This is a genomic window from Synechococcus sp. RS9902, assembly GCF_014279635.1.
GTDB lineage: Bacteria > Cyanobacteriota > Cyanobacteriia > PCC-6307 > Cyanobiaceae > Parasynechococcus.
Genome location: NZ_CP047949.1, coordinates 1280652 through 1302322, shown reverse-complemented (window position 1 = coordinate 1302322; position 21671 = coordinate 1280652). Strand labels below are relative to the sequence as shown.

Here is a 21671-nt window from a genome sequence, read left to right as displayed (position 1 = left end):
ATTCCCGATGCGGGCGCTCTACCCCGGCAGTTTCGACCCTCTCACCAATGGTCATATGGACCTGATCGAGCGGGCGGTGAGCCTGTTTGGAGAGGTGGTTGTCGCGGTGCTCAGCAATCCGAGCAAACGACCCGCGTTCAGTGTCGAAGAGCGGATCGAACAGATCCGCACGGCCACACGCCACCTCTCCGGCGTTGAGGTGATCAGTTTCGATGGCCTCACCGTGAACTGTGCCGTCACCCATCGCGCCGACCTGATCCTGAGGGGCCTGCGAGCGATGAGTGACTTCGAATACGAACTGCAGATCGCCCACACCAACCGCTCCTTGGCAGACGATCTGGAAACTGTGTTCATGGCCACGACGGCCCGCCACAGCTTCCTCAGCAGCTCGGTGGTGAAGGAAGTGGCCCGCTTCGGTGGATCGATCGACCACATGGTTCCGCCAGAGGTGGCGAAGGACCTCAACAGGCTCTTTAATTCAACTTTCCATGCCAGCTGAGATGAACGACGTCCGGTTCTCCGTTCTCGATCAACTCGACCAGCTGGAGGAAGTTGTGCTGGAGGGCAGCCGGCTGCCCTTCACCGGCGGACGTCTGGTCAACGAAACGGATGCCGTCGAGCTGCTGGATGCCGTCCGCGATGAATTGCCGAAGGAGCTGGAGCGGGCCGCCAAACTTCTGGATCGCCGGGACGAGTTCATCAACACCGCCCGCAGGAACGCCGAGGAGATCGTTGAACAGGCCCAGCGTCAGCGCGAGCAGCTGGTGAACAACGCTGCCATCCGCCAGGAAGCGGAACGGCAGGTGAATGAGATGCGTGAGCAAGCCCGCCAGCAGTGTGAGCAGTTGCTTCAGAAAACGCGCGAGCAGGGGGCCAAGCTGGAACAGGAGATGCAAAGCAAGCTCGCCCAGTTGGAGCAGCAGTTCGCCTCACGCCGCCAGCAGCTGGAGCAGGAAGGTCTGGAGCGTCGTCAGCAGCTGGATCAAGAAGCGATTGAGCTGAAGCGTCAACACGCTGAGCGACTCGACGCCAGCCGCCAACAGGCCCAGCAGCAAATCCAACAGATCGAGGCCAACGCAGCGGAACTCAAGCGCCATCACGCTGAGCAGCACGAAGCCAACCGACAGCAGGCGCTGCAGGATCTGGAGACGATTCGCCGTGAAGCCCTGCGTCTGCAGAAGGAAGGCCGCGATGAGGCCGAGCGAATCCACAACGACGCGCTTCAGTTCCGCCAGCAGACCCAACAGCAGTGTGAGTCGCTAATTCAACGCAGCCGCCAGGAAGCAGCCGGCGTTCAGGACGGGGCCAACCGTTACGCCGAGCAGACCCTGGGGGAGCTGGAGGTTCGCCTCAAGGAAATGGCCCAGGTGGTCATGGCCGGCCGTCAGGAGCTCTCCAAGATTCAGACGATCCGCTCCGCGGCCCCTGGCCCCAACGCTGGCGACGACAGCAAAACCGTTCCGTTCAGTCGGGCTCAGCGGGCAGCGTCACGGCTGCGGTCCATGCGGGGCAACGGCTGATCCGCTGGCTGGCCAGCAGGATCTGGCCCATCACGGAGTTGGGTGCATAAGACCCGTTGGCAATCATGCTCACGTAACGCGGTCCATCGGTGGTTTCAAGAATGCCGGAGATCGATCGGACTCCGCTGAGGGTGCCGGTCTTTCCCCAGAAGCGACCCACAAGTGGTGTGCCCCAGAAGTAGTTGCGCAGCGTTCCCCTCTGGCCTGCAATCGCCATCGAAGCCTGGTAGTAGGCCGCCAGGGGGTGTTGCGCCATGCGCCACAGCAGCACAGACAAGGAACGGCTGGTGAGACGGTTACCCCGTGAGAGTCCGCTGCCATCCCGCAGCCGAAGTCCCGTCATCGGGATGCCCTGGGCTTGCAACCAGCGGGTGGTGGCGATGGACGCACGGTTCACATCCCAAACGTCCGCCGCCTCACGCATCAGCACCTCGGCGGTGAAATTGTGGCTCTCCGTGTTGGCCAGGCTGAGCAGGGCGTGCATCGGCGCGGAATCCTCGCTGTGCAGGACAACACTCTCTCGCCAGTTCCGCGCAAGGGCCGCCTCTCGGGTCCGCTGATCAACCATCTGCAGGCGGATTTGTCCCCCCTGCTGCTGCACGGTGGAGTTGAGGATCCGCTGCAGCCGTGCCGCTGGATCCATCACCGCCATGTGCAGGGCGTTGCTGGTGAGAGCAAGGCGGGTGATCGGTGCGCCGTAGGCGTAGGAGCGATCCGCAGGATCCCAATCGGCAGGCCACCAGAGTTGACGCGGTTCCTCCCGCACCATCAGCTGAACCGGCGCAGAGGCGGAGCTGGAGGTGCTGCTGGAGCCGCCCTGGCCGAGGGCCACCATGGCGAATTTCTGGATCTCGGCAATGCTGAGGTCGGGATCGCCCTCCCCCACGATCTCCAGTGATCCATCGGGATGACGCAACAGCTGCGTCTTCAGACGGAAGTCGGGGCCGAGGCGATCCAGAGCAAAGGCCGTGCTGACCAGTTTCTGATTCGATGCAGGAATCCGGGGGATCCCCCCGTTGAGATCAGCCAGCAGCTGACCCCGTTGATCGACAACGCTGACGCTCCAAAGCCGCTCTTCCGTGCCCACCGCTGATTCCAGGGCCGTCTGCAGGGCCGGGCACAGTGCACCGCCGCTGAGCATGGCCTGGCCCTGACGCTGCACCACCGGAGGTGGTGCCAACAGTGGAGGCGCTGCCCTGACGGGCAACTGGGGCACCAGCACCAGCAGGGAGATCAGGGCAGAGCGAATCACAGAGGCATCACCCCGCTCACAACACCGTTCAAGCGGTAGAGGCGACCCTCCAGCTCAACGGGCACACCAACCTTGAGCTTGGTGCCACCGATCACTACACCGGAGGGTTTGATCTCAGCCTGGGCCTCCATCACAAACCGGGCATGGCGGGGTAGAGCCGTGGTGGGAGTATCGGCGAGCACCACCGAACCATCGGGCTGCACCGCCGTCAGGGAAGTGGTGACGTCATCCACCGACACCAGGCTCACCCGTCCGGCCGGTTGGTTGCGAATCACGATGTTGAGGGCTGCTTCCTCCCGCACTGAATTCAGCAGCTGCTCGGGATCAGCGCTGTACAGCCGCACCACATCAACGCTGACTTGCACAGGCTTCACGGCACCCGTGGCCCTGGCGACCGCATTCGAGAGCTTGGGGGACCAGACCACGCCTGCCAGAGCTGCCAGGGCGACGACTCCAGCTACAGCATCGATGGGTGAAAGGGATCGAAGCCTGTTGAGCACCATCGAGTGGGAGCCTGGATCCGAACCTTAAAGAGAGTCTGAGCCTGGATCAAGCCAGAGGCGGCTAATTGCGCAGACCATCAAGGAAGCGGTCGACCCCGGAGAGCTGTTGCTTGATGCTGTCGGGATCTTCACCGGCCAGAAGCGCTGCTGTGGTGTCGGGATCCGGACGTTCAGGCAGCACCTCCAGTTGTCGGTAACCATCGGGATCCTGGCGATAGAGACGCCAGTCATCGGGGAAACAACGCATCAACGCTCCTCCTTCCAGGGGCTGAAGCCAGTAGGCCTGCTGCCAGCTGGCCACGAAACCCTTTCGGCGCTCCCGGGCCACGCTGCCGATGCCGACGGCGGCGTCTTCGAGACGCCCGTTCAGCATCAGAACCACTCCTGCATGGTTCTCACACAAGGCCTGGAACTCCTCGTAATCCGCTGGGGAGGGGTTCACCGCAAGCAGCAGGCGAGTGTCGGGGGCGTCGCTCTCCGCACGTTTGAGTTGATTGAAATCAAGGATCACCTCCTTGAGGTCTTTCGCATCACGACGGGCCAGGGCGGCAGCACCGGCATCGGGCCAAACCATCAACAGATCCTGACCAGCAGCGATGAGTGCACGGGCCAGCCGCACCGCCACCGGGAGCAGGCGCAGGCCCTCAAAGCGGAGGCTTGCGGACCAACGTTGACCATCGCCGGATCCAACGGCCGCCAGAGCGGCTTGCAGCATGGCCTCCTCGGCGGCGAGCAGATCCGCGGGGAGGGCGAGACAGGAAGCGTCGGATTGAGTCATCGCCAAAGCATGTCAGGAAAATGCCTCGAGCACGGATGCAAAGCGGCCGGGAACGGCGTCGAGATCCTGATCCGACAGCCAGGGACCAAGGGTCAACCGCAGGCCCGACTGACGTTCAGGCCCGGGAATGCCCATGGCCGTGAGCACAGCACTGTCGGCACTGCTGCCACTGCTGCAGGCACTGCCACTGCTGCAGGCCACCCCCGCCGCCGCCAGCCGACGCACCAGATCGCGTCCCGAAAGAGGGCGGCCATCCACGGTTTTGGCCAACAGCGCGATGTGATGGGGCAGACGCTGATCGGGTGACGGACCGCAGAGCTGAAGCTGGGGTAGCTCAAGCAGGCGTTCGAGCAGTTGATCCCGTTGACAACGGATCTGGGTTGAGCTGCCTGGTGGAACGGGCTGGCTGACGGGATCAAAGCTGGGGAGGGCCATCAGGGCCTCGGCCATGCCGCTCACCAACGCAACAGGTTCGGTGCCGGAGCGCAGGCCGTGCTCCTGGCCACCACCGCCCTGAAGCGGTGAAAGGTCCACACCTGGGGCACGCATCAACAGCCCCACGCCCCGGGGGCCGCGGAACTTGTGAGCCGAGATGGTCAGCAGATCAACCCCAAGCCGCTCGAAGGCGAAGCAACCCTGGGGCACCAGCTGGGTGGCATCGCTGTGGATGACGATGCCGCGCTCACGGCAGGCCCGAGCGATCGTGCTGATCGGTTGCACTGCACCCACCTCGCCCTGGGCTGCGATCAGAGAAACCAATCGGGTTGGAGTGGACAACAACCGATCGAGCTGGTCGAGCCGCAGTACGCCCTGGCCATCAACGGGCCATTCAGCAATGCTCCAGCCCAGGGCTTCCAGTTGCTGAGCCGCAGCGACCACCGCCGGATGCTCCACCGCGGAGATCACCAACCGGCCCGGGACAAGACCGGCGGCACTGCCGAGCAGAGCGAGGTGAACGGATTCCGTCGCCCCTGAGGTGACGATCAACTGATCAGGACTGACAGCAAAGCGCTCGGCGATGCACCAGCGGGCCCGCTCGAGGGCCTCCGCTGCTGCCAACCCTGCCCCATGGAGACTGCTGGGGTTCGCCCAGGCCGTTTGCTGCACCTGCTGCATCACCTCGATCACCGCCGGCAGGGGCGGTGTCGTGGCAGCTGCGTCCAGGTAGAGCTCAGGGCGTTCCACGCTCGAACCGCGCCTTGGTGCGCTGCTCCAGGGATTCACTGGCGAGATTGAGCATCGAGTCCAGGGACGTGCTGCTGAGGAAGGCCTGCACCTTCTGCTGGGCCTCATCGCGAAGGCAGCGGTCGGGGCGTTGACACTGCTCAGCGCAATCCTTGGAGCAATCGAAGTCTGTTGCGGCCATCGGCGCAGATGCAGCGGCAGGGGCTTCGCTGGTCGACGCCAGTGGGGAGCCTGCCGGTACCAGGTCGGGCGTCAGCACCCCGTCAAACACCGCTTCGGCGGGTCCCGTCATCAGCACGGAACCGGTGCGATCGCGCCACTCAATCATCAGCGGACCACCGGGAAGCACCACCTCGGCGCAGTCGTCGGCGAGGCCCAGCAACACCGCCGCCACCAGGGTGGCGCAGGCACCGGTGCCGCAGGCCAATGTCGGGCCTGCACCCCGTTCCCAGACCCGGATCTCCAGCCGCTCACGGCTGTGCACCTGGAGGAAATGAACGTTGGTCTTGGCCGGGAAGGCCGGATGCACCTCCAGGGCGGCCCCCCAGGCATCAAAGGGAATGCTGGCGAGGTCGTCGACGGGCACCACCACATGGGGATTGCCCATGCCAACGGCCGCCACCTTCAGCTGTTCTCCCTCCAGCAGCAGCACCCCCTGGGGCAGGCCGTCTTCAGGCATCAGGGTTGTGGGGATGCCTTCGGAGGTGAGGAAAGGGGGGCCCATGTCCACCCGCAACTGGCCATCGGCCATCAGTTCAGGGCGAATCATTCCCGCCAGGGTTTCAATGTCCCAGCGGCGGCCGGGGGCGTCACCGTCGGTGTCGGCCAGATAGCGGGCCAGACAGCGAATGCCGTTGCCACACATTTCGGCCTCACTGCCATCGGCATTGAGAATCCGCATCCGCAGTTCTCCCTCTGCCTGAGGAGGCAGCGCCAGGATCAGGCCATCGCCGCCAACGCCGAAGCGCCGATCACAGATCTGCCGCACCCAGGCGGGATCGGGATTGCTGATGGCATCGGGCAGTTGTCCCTGCCGGCCTTCAACGATCAGGAAGTCGTTGCCAAGTCCCTGATATTTGCTGAACTGCAGCATGCGTGGCCGGTATTGCCCCCGAATCCTATGGAGACATCTCCACTCGATCCAAGCCTTCCGGGGGTTCGGTTGCTGCAGAGCTGGATCCGTGATCAGCTTCCCCTCAGCATTGGTGTGGTGGGACAGGAGCCCATCGAAGGGCGTCTGATCTGGCAGGACCCAGAATTTCTGGCCATCGAACGAGCGGGGGCGAGCCGGCCCGTGCTGATCAACCGTCGGCAGATCAGCGTGATCCGCTCCCTCGGCTGAACACCAGGCATGTGGCACGATCGCAACCTTGCCGAGCGCTGGTTCCGTGAACGCTGCCAACCCTGCCGTCGACGCCAGTGCCCAGACCGGTCGTTATGACCCCACCGCGCTGGAGCAGCGCTGGCAGGAGAGCTGGAAGGCCGATGGGGTGGACACCACAGAAGAAGGTGCTGAGAAACCCGGATTCTTTGCCCTGTCGATGTTCCCGTACCCCTCGGGAAGCCTGCACATGGGCCATGTGCGCAACTACGTGATCACCGATGTGATCGCCCGGGTGCAACGCATGCGGGGCCATGCCGTGCTGCATCCGATGGGCTGGGATGCCTTCGGACTCCCCGCGGAAAACGCGGCGATCGAGCGCAATGTGGATCCCGGGGAGTGGACCGATCGCAACATCGATCAGATGCGGGCGCAGCTGGATCGCCTTGGCCTTTCGATCGATTGGAGCCGCGAACAGGCGACCTGCCACAGCGACTACTACCGCTGGACCCAATGGCTGTTCCTTGAACTGCTCGAAGGGGGGCTGGCCTACCGCAAGAACGCCACCGTCAACTGGGATCCCGTCGACCAAACCGTGCTGGCCAATGAGCAGGTGGATGGTGACGGCCGCTCCTGGCGCTCCGGAGCCCTGGTGGAACAACGCCAGTTGAACCAATGGTTCCTGCGCATCACCGACTACGCCGAGCCGCTACTCAACGACCTGGATGCCCTCAAGGGCTGGCCGGAACGGGTGCGCACCATGCAGGCCAACTGGATCGGCCGCTCGGAAGGGGCGGAGATCAGCTTTAGCGTTGAAGGGGCACAGGATCAAACGATCACCGTGTTCACCACCCGCCCCGAAACCCTCGCTGGCGCGAGCTATGTGGTGCTGGCCCCGGAAAACGAGCTGGTGGACAGCCTCACCAGCGCAGAACAGAAGGGCACGGTCGAAGCTTTCCGCAAGGAGGTGGCTCGTCTCAGCACGATCGAACGCACCAGTGATGACAGGCCCAAGCGGGGGGTGCCCATCGGCAGTCACGTGATCAACCCCCTGACGGGGGCGGTGCTGCCGGTGTGGATCGCCGACTACGTGCTGGCTGAGTACGGCACAGGCGCCGTGATGGGCGTGCCAGCCCACGATCAGCGCGACATCGCCTTCGCCCAGTCGAATGATCTGCCAATCCAGCAGGTAATCGATGCCGAAGGAGCTGCTGAAGCCATCGCGGCCGGTCAGGCCTGGACCGATGCCGGAACACTGATCAACTCCGGCAGCTTCGATGGCAGCGCCTCCAGCGAAGCCAAGGGCGCAATTACCGGCCACGGCGATGAGCAGGGTTGGGCCCGCAGCAAGGTCACCTATCGCCTGCGTGACTGGCTGATCTCACGCCAGCGCTACTGGGGCTGCCCGATTCCCGTCATCCATTGCGATGACTGCGGTGCTGTTCCGGTGCCCCGCGAGGACCTTCCGGTGGAGCTTCCCCGGGGCATTGATCTCTCGGGCAAGGGCGGATCGCCCCTGAGCCAGCAAAGCGACTGGGTGAATGTGGCCTGCCCCTGCTGCGGCAAGCCGGCCAAGCGGGAAACCGACACCATGGACACCTTCATGTGTTCCTCCTGGTATTTCCTCCGCTTCGCCGATCCCCACAACACCGAAAAACCCTTCAGCAAGGAGGCGGTGAACCGCTGGTTGCCGGTGAAGCAATACGTGGGCGGCATCGAACACGCCATCCTGCATCTGCTCTATGCCCGCTTCTTCACCAAGGCGCTGAAGGATCGCGGCCTGGTCGACATCAACGAACCGTTTGAACGGCTCCTCACCCAGGGCATGGTGCAGGGAATCACCTACCGCAATGCGACAACCGGCAAGTACATCGCTCCAGCGGACGTGGCAGATCCCGAAGACCCCCGGGACCCCAACACCGGCGACAAGCTTGAGGTGTTGTTCGAGAAGATGTCGAAGTCGAAGTACAACGGCGTTGACCCCGCGGCGGTGATCGACCGCTACGGCGCAGACACAGCCCGCATGTTCATCCTGTTCAAAGCACCGCCGGAGAAGGATCTGGAGTGGGATGACGCCGATGTGGAGGGCCAGTTCCGCTTCCTGCAACGGCTTTGGCGCCTTGTTGATGCCGGTGCTGCCCGCATCGACTCACTCGAGCCGATGCAACGGCCAGCCGATCTAAGCGATGCCGACAGCGACGTACGTCGGGCGCTGCACCTGGCCATCGAAGCCGTCAGCGAGGACCTCAGCGACGAGGTCCAACTGAACACGGCCATCTCCGAGCTGATGAAGCTCTCCAATGCCATCAGCTCCACGGGCATCGAGACCCTGAGTGCACCTGTGTTGCAGGAAGCTCTTTCCGGACTGGTTCGCCTGCTGGCTCCGTTCGCGCCTCATCTGGCGGAGGAGTTCTGGAGCCGTCTGGGGGGAAGCGGCAGCGTGCACCGTCAAAGCTGGCCGGTTCTGGATCCAACAGCACTGGTGCAGGACAGCGTTGAAGTGGTGATCCAGGTGAAGGGCAAGGTGCGGGGCAAGCTGCAGGTTCCGGCCTCTGCCGGCAAGGAGGAGCTGGAACGGCTCGCCCTGGCCAGTGATGTGGCCGAAAAATGGTTGGAGGGCGCAGCCCCCCGTCGGGTGATCGTGGTCCCCGGAAAACTGGTGAACCTGGTGCCCTGATCCCAGGCGGGATCAGCCTTTGCTGAAGCGCATCGAGGCGGGCTGGCTCCAGTCGCCCTGGGCACTGAAGCCGCGCTGGTTGCCGGTGAGGTGACGCAGAATCCAAAAGATCGATTCATCGGTGCCATCCCCGAGGGCCAGGTGAATTTCATCGGCGGAGCGGGCCACACCGTCGGCCAGGATCGCCTCCACACGGCCTTGAAGGTCAAGAATCGCTGCCGCTGCCTTCTTGCCGGCTTCCACGCCGGGCTGGTGGTAGGCGTTGATGTTCACCAATTCGCCGTAGAGACCGACGGCACGCTCGAACAATGCGATCAAGGCGCCGAGACGGCGTGCATCAAAGCGGCGCATGCTGATGGTCATGCTCTGGCGGCCACCCTCGGTAAGGGCTGAGCGGGTGCCCTGCAGGAAACCATCGAGGAAGTCGCCGGGGCATTCCCCGTCAAGCGTGGGGATATCGCTCACGTCTTCGAGCACCTCGATGAAGGTGGCGAAGAAATTGTCGACACCGTCGCGCAGCTGCTGCACGTAGGCGTGTTGGTCGGTGGAGCCTTTGTTGCCGTAAACAGCGATGCCCTGATGCACCACGTCACCGTTGCGATCCAGGCGCTTGCCCAGGGATTCCATCACCAGCTGCTGGAGGTAACGGCTGAACACCTCCAGACGATCGCGGTAGGGCAGAACAACCATGTCGCGCTGACCGCGACCACCACCGGCCACGTACCAGGAAGCGGCCATCAGGGCGGCTGGGTTGCGGCGCAGATCCGCGGCGCGGGTGGCGGCATCCATCTGAGAGGCGCCGCTGAGGAAATCGCGGATGTCACAGCCAATCAAGGCACCGGGCAGCAGACCAACGGCACTGGTGATGCTGGTGCGCCCCCCCACCCAATCGAACATGTCGAAGCGCTTGAGCCAAGCTTCCTTCTGGGCCTGCTGATCCAGCTTGCTGTCGAGCATCGTCACGGCAACGGCCTGGCCGGCCCACTGGCCCCCAGCGGCCTCTAGGCGATGGCGAGCCTGCTCCAAGCCGAGATGGGGTTCGGGCGTCCCCCCCGACTTGCTCACCGTCACCACCAGGGTGCGGTCGAGACGACCCTCCAACCCCGCCAGGACGTTGCTCATCCCATTGGGATCGACGTTGTCGAAGAAATGAAAGGGAAGCCCCTCGCCCGGGTTCTGGAGCGCCTTGATCATCAAGGCGGGTCCCAGGCCACTGCCGCCGATGCCGATCCAGAGCACATCGGTGAAGGCTTCGCCGTTGGGGGCCTTGATCGTTCCGTTGATCACATCGCGCCCAAAGGCCGCAATCAGATCGATTTCCCTGGAGATGTGCTGTTGAAGCTCTGATGAGGGAGCGAGTTCAGGGGTGCGAAGCCAGTAATGCCCCACCTGGCGCTGCTCATCGGGATTGGCGATGGCGCCGGCTTCCAACTCCTTCATCGCTGCGAACGCCTTGTCCATTCGCGGCTGCAGCTGCTGCAGATCGGTCGCGTTCACATGCATCCGGCTGATGTCGAGCCAGACGCCCAGATCATCGTGATACCAGCTGAGATCGCAGAACCTCTGCCACTGAATATGAGCGTCGGAAGCGTTGAAATCCGGAAAGCTCATGCCGGGCGGACGGTGCAGTCCTGCCGAACGTATCCAGAATCTGACGGGATGCCCACGGGAAAGGACACCACAGCTAGTTTCATGTCATCTTCCGCTGACCCCATTTCCATCCCCCATGGCTGAGCCATTGCGATGGACAACAGCACTCTTGGCGACGGCAGCGAGCCTGTGCCTGGTTGGTCAGTGGTCACACCCGGTTGCTGAACCAGGGGATCAGATGCCTGTTGTGGTGCAAGACAGGCTCGAGCCCACAGATTTCTCACCCGAAGAACTGAAGCTGCTGCAACGGCGCTTCGGGGTGCACGGCCCCCAGACGCAGCTGGCCCAGCTGTTCACCAGCGGGGTGGATCAGCTCAAACCGCTGCGCGCATCAACCCTGGATCGTCTGCGCGAGCTGAAGCCGGTGATCCTGCGCCAAGCAGCGGCGCATCAGGTGAATCCGATGCTGATCACCGCCGTTCTTTTCGACGAAATTCAGCACTCCAAGCCGGGGGAGAGCCTCCCCTTCATCGCCCATTCCGGTCTGGTGAAGACCCATGGACCGGCCCAGATCAGCGTCTCGGAACTGATCCATCAGAACCGGCTGCCGGCGAACCCAACGCAGGACGAAATCACCTGGGCCCGCAATCAATTGCTGGACCCCGAGATGAATATCACCTTGCTGGCGGCCAAGTTTCAGCGGCTGAAGCTGGCCCTTGGTCTGCCGGAGAGCTTGATGCTGCAGGCGAGCCGTTCCTACCTGGATGCCAAGGCGATCGCCACCCTCACCTACTTACACAACGGAAAATTGGATTACCCAGCTCGGGTGTTGGGATACATGCAGGACCCTGAATTGCACGGGTTGATTTACGGGTGTCGCCAGCCAAATCCCGACATCACGGTTTAAGGCTCCACGGTTAGGGCTTGGCTACGTGAGCGGGGTAACCCAGTTCCTCATCGCCACATCCCTCAGTTGAGGGAGATAAGCCACTCAGCTTCTCCCCCATTTGGGGGATGTGGAAACCCCCATATCTGTTGAAGCATCGATCCAGCACGGCAGATCGATGAAACAACTCCTTCACCTGCTGGCATTTGGCCTGCTTGTCCCATCAACCGCACTCGCTCAGGTGGACGCCGAAGTGGCAGCACAGTGCAAAGACGCCAGGGATTTCTATGGCTGCGTCAGGGCCTTCACCACTACGGTCCGGCGTTCCGATGACACTGCCCCTTTTGACGGCGTGATGGGGCAGGTGGCTGCAGGCCTGATCTCAGGCCCGAGCTACCGCAACGCACCCCAGACTTTCCCCCGGGGCATGAATCCGGCTGGTTTGGTTGAAGGGATCCTGCAGGGCGTCCTGCGCTGAAACGATCGAGCCCCACTCACTTGTGGCAGCTTGCCCGGAAACGATCGGAGCGGCTGGTGGCGGCGTGTTTGGTTTTGCGGCCGCTTACCCGCTTGCGCCAAAGCTTGAACGATGACGCTTTCATCTGTTGCCGCATCACTGCGATCACTTGCGGCTCGGAGAGTCCGAATTGAAACTCAATCGCCTCGAAAGGGGTGCGGTCTTCCCAGGCCATTTCAATGATCCGATCGAGATCCTCGCTGGGGAGCCTTGTCACCGAAGCTGTGCACAGGGAAGTGAACGCTAACGACGCATCAGCTCACGCAGAGGTCACCGAGGGCCGCCAGCCGCGTCTGAAGTTTCGACCAGTCGAAACTTCGGGGATCGCCCCGTTCTCCACCCAGATCCACATGGCGATGGGTGGTGATCGCAGCTGGTGGCAGATTGAAGGAACGGATCCAACCCGACAACACCAGGGCCAGCGCGTCGTATTGCTTGGAGGTGTAGCCAACGTGGGAACTGTTGGCATTCGCGCCTGATGGTGGTGTCTCCAAGCTCAGATGCAGAGCGAAATTGTTGACGGAACCCTTGAGCTTCTTGTTGGTGATCGCCCACTCCCCCAGAAAGGCCGAAAAACCCGCGCCATAGGCCCGGCTCAAGGGATCCACCAGATCCAGAACGCGTCCGTCCTGGCCCACCAAGGTGTGATAGCTCACCTGATCTTCATCGCGGGGGTGGGGCGTCATGAAGGTATTCAGAGCGGAGCTCATCGAATAAACGGTTTCATGAAGCACCACCACCCTCGGCGTGGCGTCGATCACACGGCCGTAGGCGTCTTTGTCGTAACGCTCGCCAAAATTGGTGGGATCGATCTTCACGAAGGCCCGCCAGGAGCTCGAGCTGGCATCGAGCTTGTTCAAACGCGACCGCAACGCACGATCCACACCCGAACACTGACGAGCCAGGGGCGACCGCCAAGAGCGCGATTTCGGCGGTAACGGCACCGAGGAGGAGGGGTTGTCCTCCCGTTGGCGACCACGCTCGATCACCACAGGGGAGACCTCCCCTTGATCCATCAACACCCAACCGGTCAGTCCAAGAGCTAACGCTCCCGCTGCAGCCCCGCTGATGACGAGCGACCGGTGCTGCTCAACGCAGTTCCACACACCGGTGCAGAAACGGCTTAAACGATCTCGAACCATCGATCCCGCAACTGCCGTTGTTCCGTTGTGCACCCAGGATCCCAATCCAACGTCCAATGGTCCACACCCGCATCAGGAAACAGACGGGTTTCCTTCATCAGGCTGCGTCGGGAATAAGTGACGCGCACACACTCCTGCTTCTCAAGCAGAACTGCGAGGTCACTGCTGCGACGCACCCGGTAGCCATTGATCGCCAACAGCTCATCACCCACCACAAGCCCTGCCTGTTGTCCGGGACTGTCACGCCGCACCCGCTGAATCAATGCGGCGCCCTCAGCATCCTTGAGGGTGAGTCCATGATCGGGATGCTTGAGCGGCACAGGGTCCATGCGCAGCCCCAGAGCCTTCACGCAATCAAGCAGGGGAACGGCCTCGGGCTGGTCAAGCCATTGATCCAGATCCGAGGCAAGATCACGATCCCATCGAGCCACTGCCGCCTTGATGTGATCACGGCTGTAGCCACGGGCCTGACAGCCGGGGCCATGCCACAACTCCCGCAGGATCGCGGCCATGGAGTGGCCGCGCTGCCGCAGGCGCACGTCGAGGCAGAAGGCCACCGCTGCACCGAGGCGGTAGTAGCTGATCTGGCTGTCCCGTGAGGCTGGCGTCGCTTTGTAGAGCTTGATCCACGCCTCACGGGCACTGGCCGCCAGCGACTGGATCGCGCAACCGGGTGACATCAGCACGCTGGACAGCTCCTCCCCAAGATCCTTGAGCAGGGTCGGTCGATCCGAACACCCCGCCAGCAGGGGCAGGCTGAGGTCGAAGTAACTGGTGATTCCCTCGGCAAACCAGAGGCCTTCGGTGATCACCGCCTGCCCGTAGTCGTACGGGCGAAGCTCAACGGGCCGCAGCCGCCGCACATTCCACTGGTGCAGGTATTCATGGCCGATCAGCTGCAACAGCTGCCGGTACCCCTTGGGCTTGGCCAGAGCCGACCAGCTGAACTGCAGCACAGCACTGTGGTCGTGTTCGAGGCCGCCGTAACCCTGATCAAGCAGTTGCAACACAAGCTGGTAGCGGTCCCCCGCCGGGGGAGGGGTTCCCAGCAAGCGACAGGTGGCACTGCACACCTTTTCGATGTCGCTGATGAAGTTCGGCGGCCAACCCATCGGTGGCGTTCCGATCAGCAACAGCTCATGGGTCTTGCCCTCCACCATGAAGGGTTCTGCCTGAAACGGCCCCGCATGCAGCGGGCTGTCCACGAGGGCATCGAAATCGACAGCAACCCAGCCCTCAGCGCTGGGCTCCAGCGGCAGATGCACACTCCAGTGCTCCGGAGCCGTGACGGCAACGTGGTGTGGTGACCAGCGGCAGCCGTCGATGTCCATCGCCACAGCAGCGAGACAGAGCGATGCGAAATCAGGATCCAGCAACCCGGTGCGGACGGTGAGATCCCGGGCTTCAAGCTGATAGTTGAGCGTGAGCGGGCTCAGGTCCGGCAGATCACAGAGCCACTGGTGCGGCGCCATGCGACGCACCGGAAGCTCCTCACCATTGGCCAACAGCTGCAGGCTGTAGAGGTGCTGGGCATGATCACGAACCGTGTACGACCCCGGTGTCCACACCGGCAGTTGGAAGGTCTGGCGTAGGGTCTGCGGTGTCCACTCGATGGACACCGCGATGGTCTGTGTTTCGGGATGGCTCAGATCGAGCCGGATCTGAACCGGTTCGAACACGTCAGTTGGTCTGCAGGATCAGCTCAGCGGAACCCATGCCACCAAGGCGTACTTCGTCCATGGCGTGAAGCAGGGCGTAGCGGCGCGTCACCCGTTGCAAGCGCTGTTCAAGCCCGGGCTGGCGGCTGCTCCGTTGGATGTCGCCATGCATCACGATTGTTCCGTCCTCCCGCTGGGTCCAGCCCAGGGGCATGGCTGAGCCCTGAAACGCGAGCACATCCACGGCATGGGAGTCGTCCGCGAATCCCTGCAATTTTGTCGATCGCTCCACCGTGAAGCCCTCATCACAAAGTGCCTGAACCAGACGCTCGAGGTCGGTGAAGACAGTCGGCAGGATGGAGAGATGGGACATGGACCGAACCCCGCTTTGACAGACCCTAGCCATAACAATCGAGCTGACCAGGCCCCGCTACAGCTGGGGGTGATGGCATCCGGAAGCGGCAGCAACTTCGAGGCCCTGGCCCAGGCCATTCAGACGGGGAATCTCAACGCGCGGATCCAGCGGCTGGTGGTGAACAATCCGGGCTGTGGTGCCCAGCAGCGGGCGGAGCGTCTGGGCATCCCGGTGTCGGTGCTCGACCATCGCCTGATCAAGAACCGGCGCGAGCTGGACGGCGAACTGGTGCGCCTGTTTCGCGCCGACCAGGTGGAACTGGTGGTGATGGCGGGGTGGATGCGGATCGTCACCGAAGTGCTGATCAGCGGCTATTCCGATCGCCTGATCAACATCCACCCCTCACTGCTGCCCAGCTTCCGTGGCCTGGATGCCATCGGGCAGGCCCTAGAGGCCGGGGTGAAGGTCACCGGCTGCACGGTGCACATCGTCACCGAGGAACTGGATGCCGGTCCGATCCTGGCCCAGGCGGCTGTTCCTGTTCTCGATGGGGATGACCACGCCAGGCTCGCCCAACGAATTCAGGAGCAGGAACACCTGCTCCTGCCCAGGGCACTGGCTGAGCTGAAGCCCACCTGGCGTCAGGGATAGAACGACTGCAGGGGAAGCCCCGTCTCCGGAGCGAGGCCCGCCATCAGGTTGAGGCACTGCACGCCCTGCCCGGCCTGACCCTTGATCAGGTTGTCGATGGCACTCATCAGCACCAGCTGGCCGGTGCGGGTGTCCACCTGAACCGACAGCAGGGCACGGTTGGTGTGGCGCGCCCACTTGGTGGCGGGATAAGTGCCCACCGGCAGAACCTGAACGCAGGGGTGGTGGCGGTAGATCGCCCCCAGAACCGTGGTGCAATCCTCGGCGGTGAGACCGGGGTCGCGCAGGCGGGCATACACCATGGACAGCAGACCACGCACCATCGGAACCAGATGCGGCGTGAACTGAAGCCGCACCTCCTGGCCAGCCACCTCAATCGCCATCTGCTCGATCTCAGACGTGTGGCGATGGCCGATCACGCCATAGGGCGCGATGGATTCCGAGGCCTCCGCCAGCAGCATCGCCTCCTTCGGCACGCGCCCTCCGCCGGAGGTGCCTGTCTTGGCATCAATGATGATTCCGCTGGTCTCGATCAGGCCCTGCTTGAGGAACGGCAGCAGGGGCAGCAGGCTGGCGGTGGGGAAGCAACCCGGAGCGGCAACAAGCTTCGCGTCAGCGATGGCAGGGCCGTTCCATTCCGGCAGGCCGTAGACGGCACTGCTGCAGAGCTCAGCGTCCTGACGGTTGAGGGAGCCGGCCTCCTTGGCGTACACCTGCAGCCACTGCTCTAGGGAGCGGTAGCGGAAGTCGGCGGAGAGGTCCACCACTCGCACACCCCGCTCCAGCAGTTGCGGTGCCAACTGACAGGCCAGGCCGTTGGGGAGGCTCAGAACAGCAAAATCGGAACAGGCCGCAATCCGATCCGGATCCGCGGATTCCACCGTTGGGTCATCCGGCAGGGGCAGGAAGGAGCAGACGGAGCTCCAGCGTTGGCCAGCACTGCGTTCACCGCCAAGAAAACTCACAGACAGGCCGGGGTGGCCCTGGAGCAGACGGATGGTTTGCAGGCCGCCGTAGCCGGAGGCTCCGATCACAGCAACCCGTCCGCCCTTCACCGTTGCCATCGCTTCAACCGCCGACGTTGTCCTGCCTGCCATTGAACCAACCAGCCAACGGTCGATCGTACAGAGATCAATAATGAAGTTATCTCCCGGCGACCAGGCTCCTGAACCCCAGTTCCCTTGACCCCGCGAACGAACCGATCGCGTTTGATGCCATCAGCGACGCCCTGGCGGCGATCCGCAATGGGGAATGCGTTGTCGTGGTGGACGACGAACAACGGGAGAACGAAGGCGATCTGATCTGCGCGGCCCAGTTCGCCACCCCGGAAGCGATCAACTTCATGGCCACCGAGGCACGGGGCCTGATCTGTCTGGCCATGGAGGGGCAGCGGCTGGACGAACTGGATCTGCCGCTGATGGTGGACCGCAACACCGATGCCAACGAAACGGCCTTCACCGTGAGCATCGATGCCGGCATCGAGCATGGGGTGACCACCGGCATCTCCGCCGAAGACCGCGCCGCCACGATTCAGGTGGCCCTCAACCCAGCCACACGGCCAGCGGAACTGCGCCGTCCTGGGCACATCTTTCCCCTGCGCGCCCGGCCCGGCGGCGTGCTCAAACGAGCCGGTCACACCGAAGCCGCCGTGGATCTGGCTCAGCTGGCGGGCCTCAGCCCCTCCGGAGTGATCTGTGAAATCCAGAACAGCGATGGCTCCATGGCCCGCTTGCCCGAGCTGCGCAGTTACGCCGATCGCTGGGGGCTGAAGCTGATCAGCATTGCTGACCTGATCCGCTACCGGCTGGAGAACGAGCGCTTCGTTCGCCGCATGGCCCAGGCCCAGATGCCCAGCCGCTTCGGCAGCTTTCAGGCGGTGGGCTACCGCAACGAACTGGATGGCTCCGAACACGTTGCCCTGATCAAGGGTGAGCCCAATGCCCTGAGCGAACCCGTGCTAGTGCGCATGCATTCCGAATGCCTCACCGGCGATGCCTTCGGCTCACTGCGCTGCGACTGCCGGCCTCAGCTGGAGGCGGCCCTGCGCCAGATCGAAGCGGAAGGCGAGGGAGTGGTTGTTTATCTGCGCCAGGAAGGGCGGGGCATCGGCCTGATCAACAAATTGAAGGCCTACAGCCTTCAGGAAGCCGGGCTCGACACCGTTGAAGCCAACGAGCGGCTTGGTTTCCCGGCGGATCTGCGCAACTACGGAGTTGGCGCACAGATCCTCTCCGACCTCGGCATCCATCGACTGCGGTTGCTCACCAACAACCCCCGCAAGATTGCCGGCCTTGGCGGCTATGGCCTGCAGGTGGAGGAGCGGGTGCCGCTGGTGATGGACCCCGGTGCCCACAACGCCGACTACCTGGCGGCCAAGCGGGAGAAGCTCGGGCATCTGTTCGAATCCGAGAGTCCCTGTGTGGTGCTGGCCCTGGCGGTGAACGTGGGCCCCGAAAGCTGGCCCACCATTCGCCAGGAAGTGGAAGCCATCGCCCAGCGCCATGGCTTCAGCCTTGAGGCCCTGCATGAACCCCGCTTGTTAGCGCTGTGGGATCGACCGCAATTCGTCTGGAAACTGATTCCCGACGGCGCCGATGCAGCCCCCCTGCTCAAGAGCCTGGCGGCCCTGGCGGCCACCGAGCGGGTGGGTCTGATGCGCGTTCCCACGGAGCGGATGGCATTGCACCCGCCCCAGACCCTGGAACGGGTGGAACATCAACTCAATGAGTTGATCAACCTGGGCAGTGACGAACTGCTGGAAAACGGCCCGTCACTGCTGCATTGGACCCGGAGCTGATCAGCCTTCCTGGATCGTCACTTTGTTGATCTTGGAGCCGTTGGCCAGCTTCAGCACCACATCCATGTTGCCGGTGTGGCCGAACACGGTGTGCACGCCATCGAGGTGAGGCTGGGCCTCATGGCAGATGTAGAACTGCGAGCCGCCGGTGTTGCGACCGGCATGGGCCATGGCCAGGGTGCCGGCCTGGTGCTTCTGCTGGTTGATCTCGCAATCGATCTGGTAGCCGGGGCCGCCGGTACCGGCCATACCGCGGGCGCCTTCACGGCTGTTGGGGCATCCCCCCTGGGCCATGAAGCCGGGGATGACGCGGTGAAAGGCCAGACCGTCGTAGAAGCCATCCTTGGCCAGCTTTACGAAGTTGGCCACGGTGTTCGGGGCATCGGCTTCGAACAGCTCGAGCTCGATCAGGCCTGCTTCAGTGTCCATCAAGGCCTTGGTCATGGTGGCGCGAGCAAAATTGGAGTGTAAAGAGACGCCGACCATGCCCGACCTCTCCCAAGCCCGCGTCGGTGTGATCGGCGGCAGCGGCCTCTATTCGATCCCCGGCTTGCGCCAGGTGGAGGAACGCACGGTCGACACACCCTTCGGGGCACCATCCGATCAACTGCGCCTGGGAGAGCTCGAGGGCGTCGAAACCGTCTTCCTGGCCCGCCATGGCCGCCATCACCATCTGCTTCCCAGTGAAGTGCCCTACCGGGCCAACATCTGGGCCATGCGTTCCCTGGGGGTGCGCTGGCTGATCTCGCTCTCGGCGGTGGGGTCACTGCAGGAGGATCTGCAGCCGCGCGACATGGTCGTGCCCGATCAGTTCATCGACCGCACCCGTGACCGGCCCGCCAGTTTCTTCGGCAACGGCTGCGTGGCCCACGTCAGCCTTGCGGACCCCTTCTGCCCCCATTTGAGTGCCCTGTTGGCCGATGCCGCTGAACAGGGGTTGCCGGAGGGTCGACGGCTGCACCGCGGTGGCACCTATCTCTGCATGGAGGGCCCCGCCTTCTCCACCCGGGCCGAAAGCAAGCTCTACCGCTCCTGGGACTGTTCAGTGATCGGGATGACCAATCACACCGAAGCCCGTCTGGCCCGGGAAGCCGAACTGGCCTATGCCTCCCTGAGCATGGTCACCGACTTCGACTGCTGGCATGAGGATCACGACGCTGTCTCAGTGGAGATGGTGATCGGCAACCTTCAGGCCAATGCCTCAGCCACCGAACCGATCCTGAGTGGATTGATGCAGCGGCTCAAACAGGACCCTCCCGCCTCGCCGGCCCACACAGCCCTCGCCAACGCCCTGATCACCCCCAAAGATCAAGTCCCGGAACAGACCCGGTCCAACCTTGATCTGTTCACCGCCCCCTACTGGGGACCGTTCGATCAGGCTTCCGCCAGCTGAGCGCTGCAGGCGGCCAAGGCCGGCCGCAACTGTTGGTTGTGCTGCTGCAGAAGAGCCTTGGCCTGGTCCACCGACAAGGCTGCAGCGGCCATCAACAGGGCGAGTTTCACCGATCCGCCGGCCTCCTCCAGCAGCGTCAGCCCCCGCTCCCGCTCCACACCGGCAAGATCCCGCAGGATCCGCAGGGACCGGTCCACCAGCTTGCTGTTGCTGGCAGCCACATCCACCATGCGGTTGCCGTAGACCTTGCCCAGCTTGACCATCACGGCGGTGGAGAGGGTGTTCAAGGCCAATTTTGTGGCGGTTCCAGCCTTCATTCGGGTGGATCCCGTCAGCAGCTCAGGGCCCGTGAGCAGGCGGATGTCGATGTCGCAGGGCAGGGGCGCCTGCTCCGTTGGAACGCAGGCCATGGCGATGGCGAGGGCTCCGATGCTTTTGGCGAACGCCAGCCCACCGCGTACGTAGGGGGTAGTGCCGCCTGCGGCGATGCCCACCAGGCAATCCTTGGCGCAGAAGCCCCTCTCCTCGAGATCGGCACGTCCGGCGGCCTCAATGTCCTCAAGCCCTTCCGAGCTGCGCAGCAACGCGGCGGTGCCACCGGCGAGAACACCTTGCACCTGCTGGGGATCACTGCAGAAGGTGGGCGGACATTCCGCGGCATCCAACACCCCCAGCCGTCCGGAGGTGCCAGCACCCAAATAGAAAAGCCGGCCTCCGGCACGGAGGCGCTCGGCAACGGCATCAACCGCCTGGGCTAGCGCCGGGGCCACCGCGGCGACAGCTTCCTGGGGGCGACGATCCTCGTCTGCAAACAACTCCACCAGCGCCAGGGTGTCGAGCTGATCCAGGCGTGAACTGCGCCGGTTGCTCTGCTCGGTGAGCAGGTGGCCGCGGTCGCTGGAGGGCTGCAGATCGGGGTCGAACACGGCCATGGCTCAGAGCAGACCCTCCAGGCGCCGACGCAGCTCATCCAGTTCAGGATTCGATGCCGGTTCGGTCTCCAGTCCCTGGCGCGCCGGCTCAACGCCCTGCTGCTCTGCCACTCCGCCGTCAGAAACAGCCTCATTCGAAACCGCGTCGTTCGAAGCCGCGTGGTCCTTCCAGTTGCTCACATCGCGGTTGCTCTGGGGCGGCGCCATGAACAGACGCTCCTCGTCATTGCTGGGCACAAAGCCCGACTCGATCAGCCGAGCCTCATAGCCGGCCTCACGGCAGAACAGATCCACGTCTTCCTGATCGAGGGCCTCCACCGTCGGAACCGGAAAGTCCTGGGCCTCCAGAAGACCGGCATAACGCTCAGCATCGTCGGGGTTCTCAAACAGCAGAACCACGGTTCGTCCGGCGATTTCAAGCGAGTGGATGCCTTCGCTATCCGTACCGGCATCAAAGAGCAGGACGTGGACGCGCATCGGGAAAACCGTCAGATCAACCGGACCGGAGTCTCAC

Annotated in this window: 23 protein-coding genes; 9 read left to right on the top strand and 14 right to left on the bottom strand. The window is 63.5% G+C overall.

Annotated elements, in window-relative coordinates; genetic code table 11:
• Positions 1-7 precede the first annotated feature (7 nt).
• Together coaD and SynRS9902_RS07175 are read left to right on the top strand one after the other, a co-directional pair.
• Positions 8-499 carry a pantetheine-phosphate adenylyltransferase gene (gene coaD / locus SynRS9902_RS07180; RefSeq protein ID WP_114989170.1) on the top strand — a complete coding sequence of 164 codons (492 nt, stop codon included), beginning with the start codon at positions 8-10 and terminating at the stop codon, positions 497-499.
• Between the two features lies 1 nt (position 500).
• A complete protein-coding gene (locus SynRS9902_RS07175) occupies positions 501-1520 on the top strand; it encodes a hypothetical protein (protein ID WP_186508525.1) in 1020 nt (339 codons plus the stop codon).
• Here the strand turns inward: SynRS9902_RS07175 and dacB are convergent.
• The 5 genes from dacB to dapF form a co-directional block, all read right to left on the bottom strand.
• Positions 1465-2772 carry a D-alanyl-D-alanine carboxypeptidase/D-alanyl-D-alanine-endopeptidase gene (gene dacB / locus SynRS9902_RS07170; protein ID WP_186508523.1) on the bottom strand — a complete coding sequence of 436 codons (1308 nt, stop codon included), beginning with the start codon at positions 2770-2772 and terminating at the stop codon, positions 1465-1467. The genes SynRS9902_RS07175 and dacB overlap by 56 nt on opposite strands.
• Positions 2769-3275, bottom strand: a complete 507-nt coding sequence (locus SynRS9902_RS07165) for a DUF4330 domain-containing protein (RefSeq protein ID WP_186508521.1) — start codon at positions 3273-3275, stop codon at positions 2769-2771. The genes dacB and SynRS9902_RS07165 overlap by 4 nt, the downstream gene beginning before the upstream one ends.
• A 61-nt stretch (positions 3276-3336) precedes the next feature.
• Positions 3337-4053, bottom strand: a complete 717-nt coding sequence (locus tag SynRS9902_RS07160; protein ID WP_186508519.1) for a DUF1995 family protein — start codon at positions 4051-4053, stop codon at positions 3337-3339.
• Positions 4054-4065: 12 nt separating this feature from the next.
• Entirely contained in the window at positions 4066-5238 is a 1173-nt protein-coding gene (locus tag SynRS9902_RS07155) for a cysteine desulfurase family protein (protein WP_186508518.1), read from the bottom strand.
• Positions 5225-6331 (bottom strand): diaminopimelate epimerase, encoded by a 1107-nt coding sequence (gene dapF, locus SynRS9902_RS07150; RefSeq protein ID WP_186508516.1) that lies wholly within the window; start codon positions 6329-6331, stop codon positions 5225-5227. The genes SynRS9902_RS07155 and dapF overlap by 14 nt, the downstream gene beginning before the upstream one ends.
• Before the next feature lie 27 nt (positions 6332-6358).
• Here dapF and SynRS9902_RS07145 point away from each other — a divergent pair, with 27 nt between their 5' ends.
• Together SynRS9902_RS07145 and leuS are read left to right on the top strand one after the other, a co-directional pair.
• Entirely contained in the window at positions 6359-6580 is a 222-nt protein-coding gene (locus tag SynRS9902_RS07145; protein WP_186508514.1) for a hypothetical protein, read from the top strand.
• Positions 6581-6626: 46 nt separating this feature from the next.
• Positions 6627-9236 (top strand): leucine--tRNA ligase, encoded by a 2610-nt coding sequence (gene leuS / locus SynRS9902_RS07140; RefSeq protein ID WP_186508512.1) that lies wholly within the window; start codon positions 6627-6629, stop codon positions 9234-9236.
• 12 nt (positions 9237-9248) lie between these two features.
• Here leuS and SynRS9902_RS07135 read toward each other — a convergent pair whose 3' ends face one another.
• On the bottom strand, positions 9249-10847 hold the full coding sequence (locus SynRS9902_RS07135) for a glucose-6-phosphate isomerase (protein WP_186508510.1): 1599 nt from the start codon (positions 10845-10847) through the stop codon (positions 9249-9251).
• Positions 10848-10962: 115 nt separating this feature from the next.
• On the opposite strand from SynRS9902_RS07135, the gene SynRS9902_RS07130 reads away from it, so the two are divergent.
• Complete coding sequence (locus tag SynRS9902_RS07130; RefSeq protein ID WP_186508508.1) at positions 10963-11733, top strand: helicase DnaB; 771 nt, start codon at positions 10963-10965, stop codon at positions 11731-11733.
• 157 nt (positions 11734-11890) lie between these two features.
• Positions 11891-12190 (top strand): hypothetical protein, encoded by a 300-nt coding sequence (locus tag SynRS9902_RS07125; RefSeq protein ID WP_255446060.1) that lies wholly within the window; start codon positions 11891-11893, stop codon positions 12188-12190.
• A gap of 16 nt (positions 12191-12206) precedes the next feature.
• Here SynRS9902_RS07125 and SynRS9902_RS07120 read toward each other — a convergent pair whose 3' ends face one another.
• From SynRS9902_RS07120 to SynRS9902_RS07105, 4 genes are read right to left on the bottom strand one after another with little or no spacing between them, the layout of a single operon-like run.
• Positions 12207-12446, bottom strand: coding sequence for a TIGR03643 family protein (locus SynRS9902_RS07120; protein WP_186508506.1), 240 nt, complete (start codon positions 12444-12446; stop codon positions 12207-12209).
• Positions 12447-12483: 37 nt separating this feature from the next.
• Positions 12484-13371 carry an N-acetylmuramoyl-L-alanine amidase gene (locus tag SynRS9902_RS07115; protein ID WP_186508504.1) on the bottom strand — a complete coding sequence of 296 codons (888 nt, stop codon included), beginning with the start codon at positions 13369-13371 and terminating at the stop codon, positions 12484-12486.
• Complete coding sequence (locus SynRS9902_RS07110; RefSeq protein WP_186508502.1) at positions 13353-15050, bottom strand: M61 family metallopeptidase; 1698 nt, start codon at positions 15048-15050, stop codon at positions 13353-13355. Before SynRS9902_RS07110 ends, SynRS9902_RS07115 begins: the two co-directional genes overlap by 19 nt.
• Before the next feature lies 1 nt (position 15051).
• Entirely contained in the window at positions 15052-15402 is a 351-nt protein-coding gene (locus SynRS9902_RS07105; protein WP_186508501.1) for a DUF1257 domain-containing protein, read from the bottom strand.
• A 72-nt stretch (positions 15403-15474) separates the two neighbouring features.
• On the opposite strand from SynRS9902_RS07105, the gene purN reads away from it, so the two are divergent.
• Positions 15475-16035 (top strand): phosphoribosylglycinamide formyltransferase, encoded by a 561-nt coding sequence (gene purN, locus SynRS9902_RS07100; protein WP_222929446.1) that lies wholly within the window; start codon positions 15475-15477, stop codon positions 16033-16035.
• On the opposite strand, the gene argC is transcribed toward purN, so the two are convergent.
• Positions 16026-17099 (bottom strand): N-acetyl-gamma-glutamyl-phosphate reductase, encoded by a 1074-nt coding sequence (gene argC, locus SynRS9902_RS07095; RefSeq protein ID WP_186508499.1) that lies wholly within the window; start codon positions 17097-17099, stop codon positions 16026-16028. The genes purN and argC overlap by 10 nt on opposite strands.
• A 137-nt stretch (positions 17100-17236) precedes the next feature.
• Between argC and ribBA the strand changes: the two genes are divergently transcribed.
• Positions 17237-18832, top strand: a complete 1596-nt coding sequence (gene ribBA, locus SynRS9902_RS07090) for a bifunctional 3,4-dihydroxy-2-butanone-4-phosphate synthase/GTP cyclohydrolase II (RefSeq protein WP_186510572.1) — start codon at positions 17237-17239, stop codon at positions 18830-18832.
• On the opposite strand, the gene SynRS9902_RS07085 is transcribed toward ribBA, so the two are convergent.
• Positions 18833-19276, bottom strand: a complete 444-nt coding sequence (locus SynRS9902_RS07085; protein WP_114989232.1) for a peptidylprolyl isomerase — start codon at positions 19274-19276, stop codon at positions 18833-18835. It abuts the gene before it with no gap.
• On the opposite strand from SynRS9902_RS07085, the gene mtnP reads away from it, so the two are divergent.
• A complete protein-coding gene (gene mtnP / locus SynRS9902_RS07080; RefSeq protein ID WP_370586341.1) occupies positions 19275-20225 on the top strand; it encodes an S-methyl-5'-thioadenosine phosphorylase in 951 nt (316 codons plus the stop codon). The genes SynRS9902_RS07085 and mtnP overlap by 2 nt on opposite strands.
• On the opposite strand, the gene murQ is transcribed toward mtnP, so the two are convergent.
• Positions 20207-21157 carry an N-acetylmuramic acid 6-phosphate etherase gene (murQ, locus tag SynRS9902_RS07075; protein ID WP_186508497.1) on the bottom strand — a complete coding sequence of 317 codons (951 nt, stop codon included), beginning with the start codon at positions 21155-21157 and terminating at the stop codon, positions 20207-20209. The two genes, mtnP and murQ, sit on opposite strands and share 19 nt — an antisense overlap.
• Positions 21158-21160: 3 nt before the next feature.
• Complete coding sequence (locus SynRS9902_RS07070) at positions 21161-21634, bottom strand: DUF3110 domain-containing protein (protein WP_186508496.1); 474 nt, start codon at positions 21632-21634, stop codon at positions 21161-21163.
• Between the last annotated feature and the right edge of the window lie 37 nt (positions 21635-21671).

Coding starts and splice junctions, on each gene's coding strand:
- SynRS9902_RS07160 (WP_186508519.1), bottom strand. CDS start 4,053: ATGACTCAATCCGACGCTTCCTGTCTCGCCCTCCCCGCGGATCTGCTC.
- dapF (WP_186508516.1), bottom strand. CDS start 6,331: ATGCTGCAGTTCAGCAAATATCAGGGACTTGGCAACGACTTCCTGATC.
- SynRS9902_RS07085 (WP_114989232.1), bottom strand. CDS start 19,276: ATGACCAAGGCCTTGATGGACACTGAAGCAGGCCTGATCGAGCTCGAG.
- mtnP (WP_370586341.1), top strand. CDS start 19,275: ATGGTGGCGCGAGCAAAATTGGAGTGTAAAGAGACGCCGACCATGCCC.
- argC (WP_186508499.1), bottom strand. CDS start 17,099: ATGGCAACGGTGAAGGGCGGACGGGTTGCTGTGATCGGAGCCTCCGGC.
- SynRS9902_RS07145 (WP_186508514.1), top strand. CDS start 6,359: ATGGAGACATCTCCACTCGATCCAAGCCTTCCGGGGGTTCGGTTGCTG.
- coaD (WP_114989170.1), top strand. CDS start 8: ATGCGGGCGCTCTACCCCGGCAGTTTCGACCCTCTCACCAATGGTCAT.
- SynRS9902_RS07165 (WP_186508521.1), bottom strand. CDS start 3,275: ATGGTGCTCAACAGGCTTCGATCCCTTTCACCCATCGATGCTGTAGCT.
- murQ (WP_186508497.1), bottom strand. CDS start 21,157: ATGGCCGTGTTCGACCCCGATCTGCAGCCCTCCAGCGACCGCGGCCAC.
- SynRS9902_RS07070 (WP_186508496.1), bottom strand. CDS start 21,634: ATGCGCGTCCACGTCCTGCTCTTTGATGCCGGTACGGATAGCGAAGGC.
- SynRS9902_RS07125 (WP_255446060.1), top strand. CDS start 11,891: ATGAAACAACTCCTTCACCTGCTGGCATTTGGCCTGCTTGTCCCATCA.
- SynRS9902_RS07130 (WP_186508508.1), top strand. CDS start 10,963: ATGGCTGAGCCATTGCGATGGACAACAGCACTCTTGGCGACGGCAGCG.
- purN (WP_222929446.1), top strand. CDS start 15,475: ATGGCATCCGGAAGCGGCAGCAACTTCGAGGCCCTGGCCCAGGCCATT.
- SynRS9902_RS07105 (WP_186508501.1), bottom strand. CDS start 15,402: ATGTCCCATCTCTCCATCCTGCCGACTGTCTTCACCGACCTCGAGCGT.
- SynRS9902_RS07175 (WP_186508525.1), top strand. CDS start 501: ATGAACGACGTCCGGTTCTCCGTTCTCGATCAACTCGACCAGCTGGAG.
- SynRS9902_RS07115 (WP_186508504.1), bottom strand. CDS start 13,371: ATGGTTCGAGATCGTTTAAGCCGTTTCTGCACCGGTGTGTGGAACTGC.
- SynRS9902_RS07135 (WP_186508510.1), bottom strand. CDS start 10,847: ATGAGCTTTCCGGATTTCAACGCTTCCGACGCTCATATTCAGTGGCAG.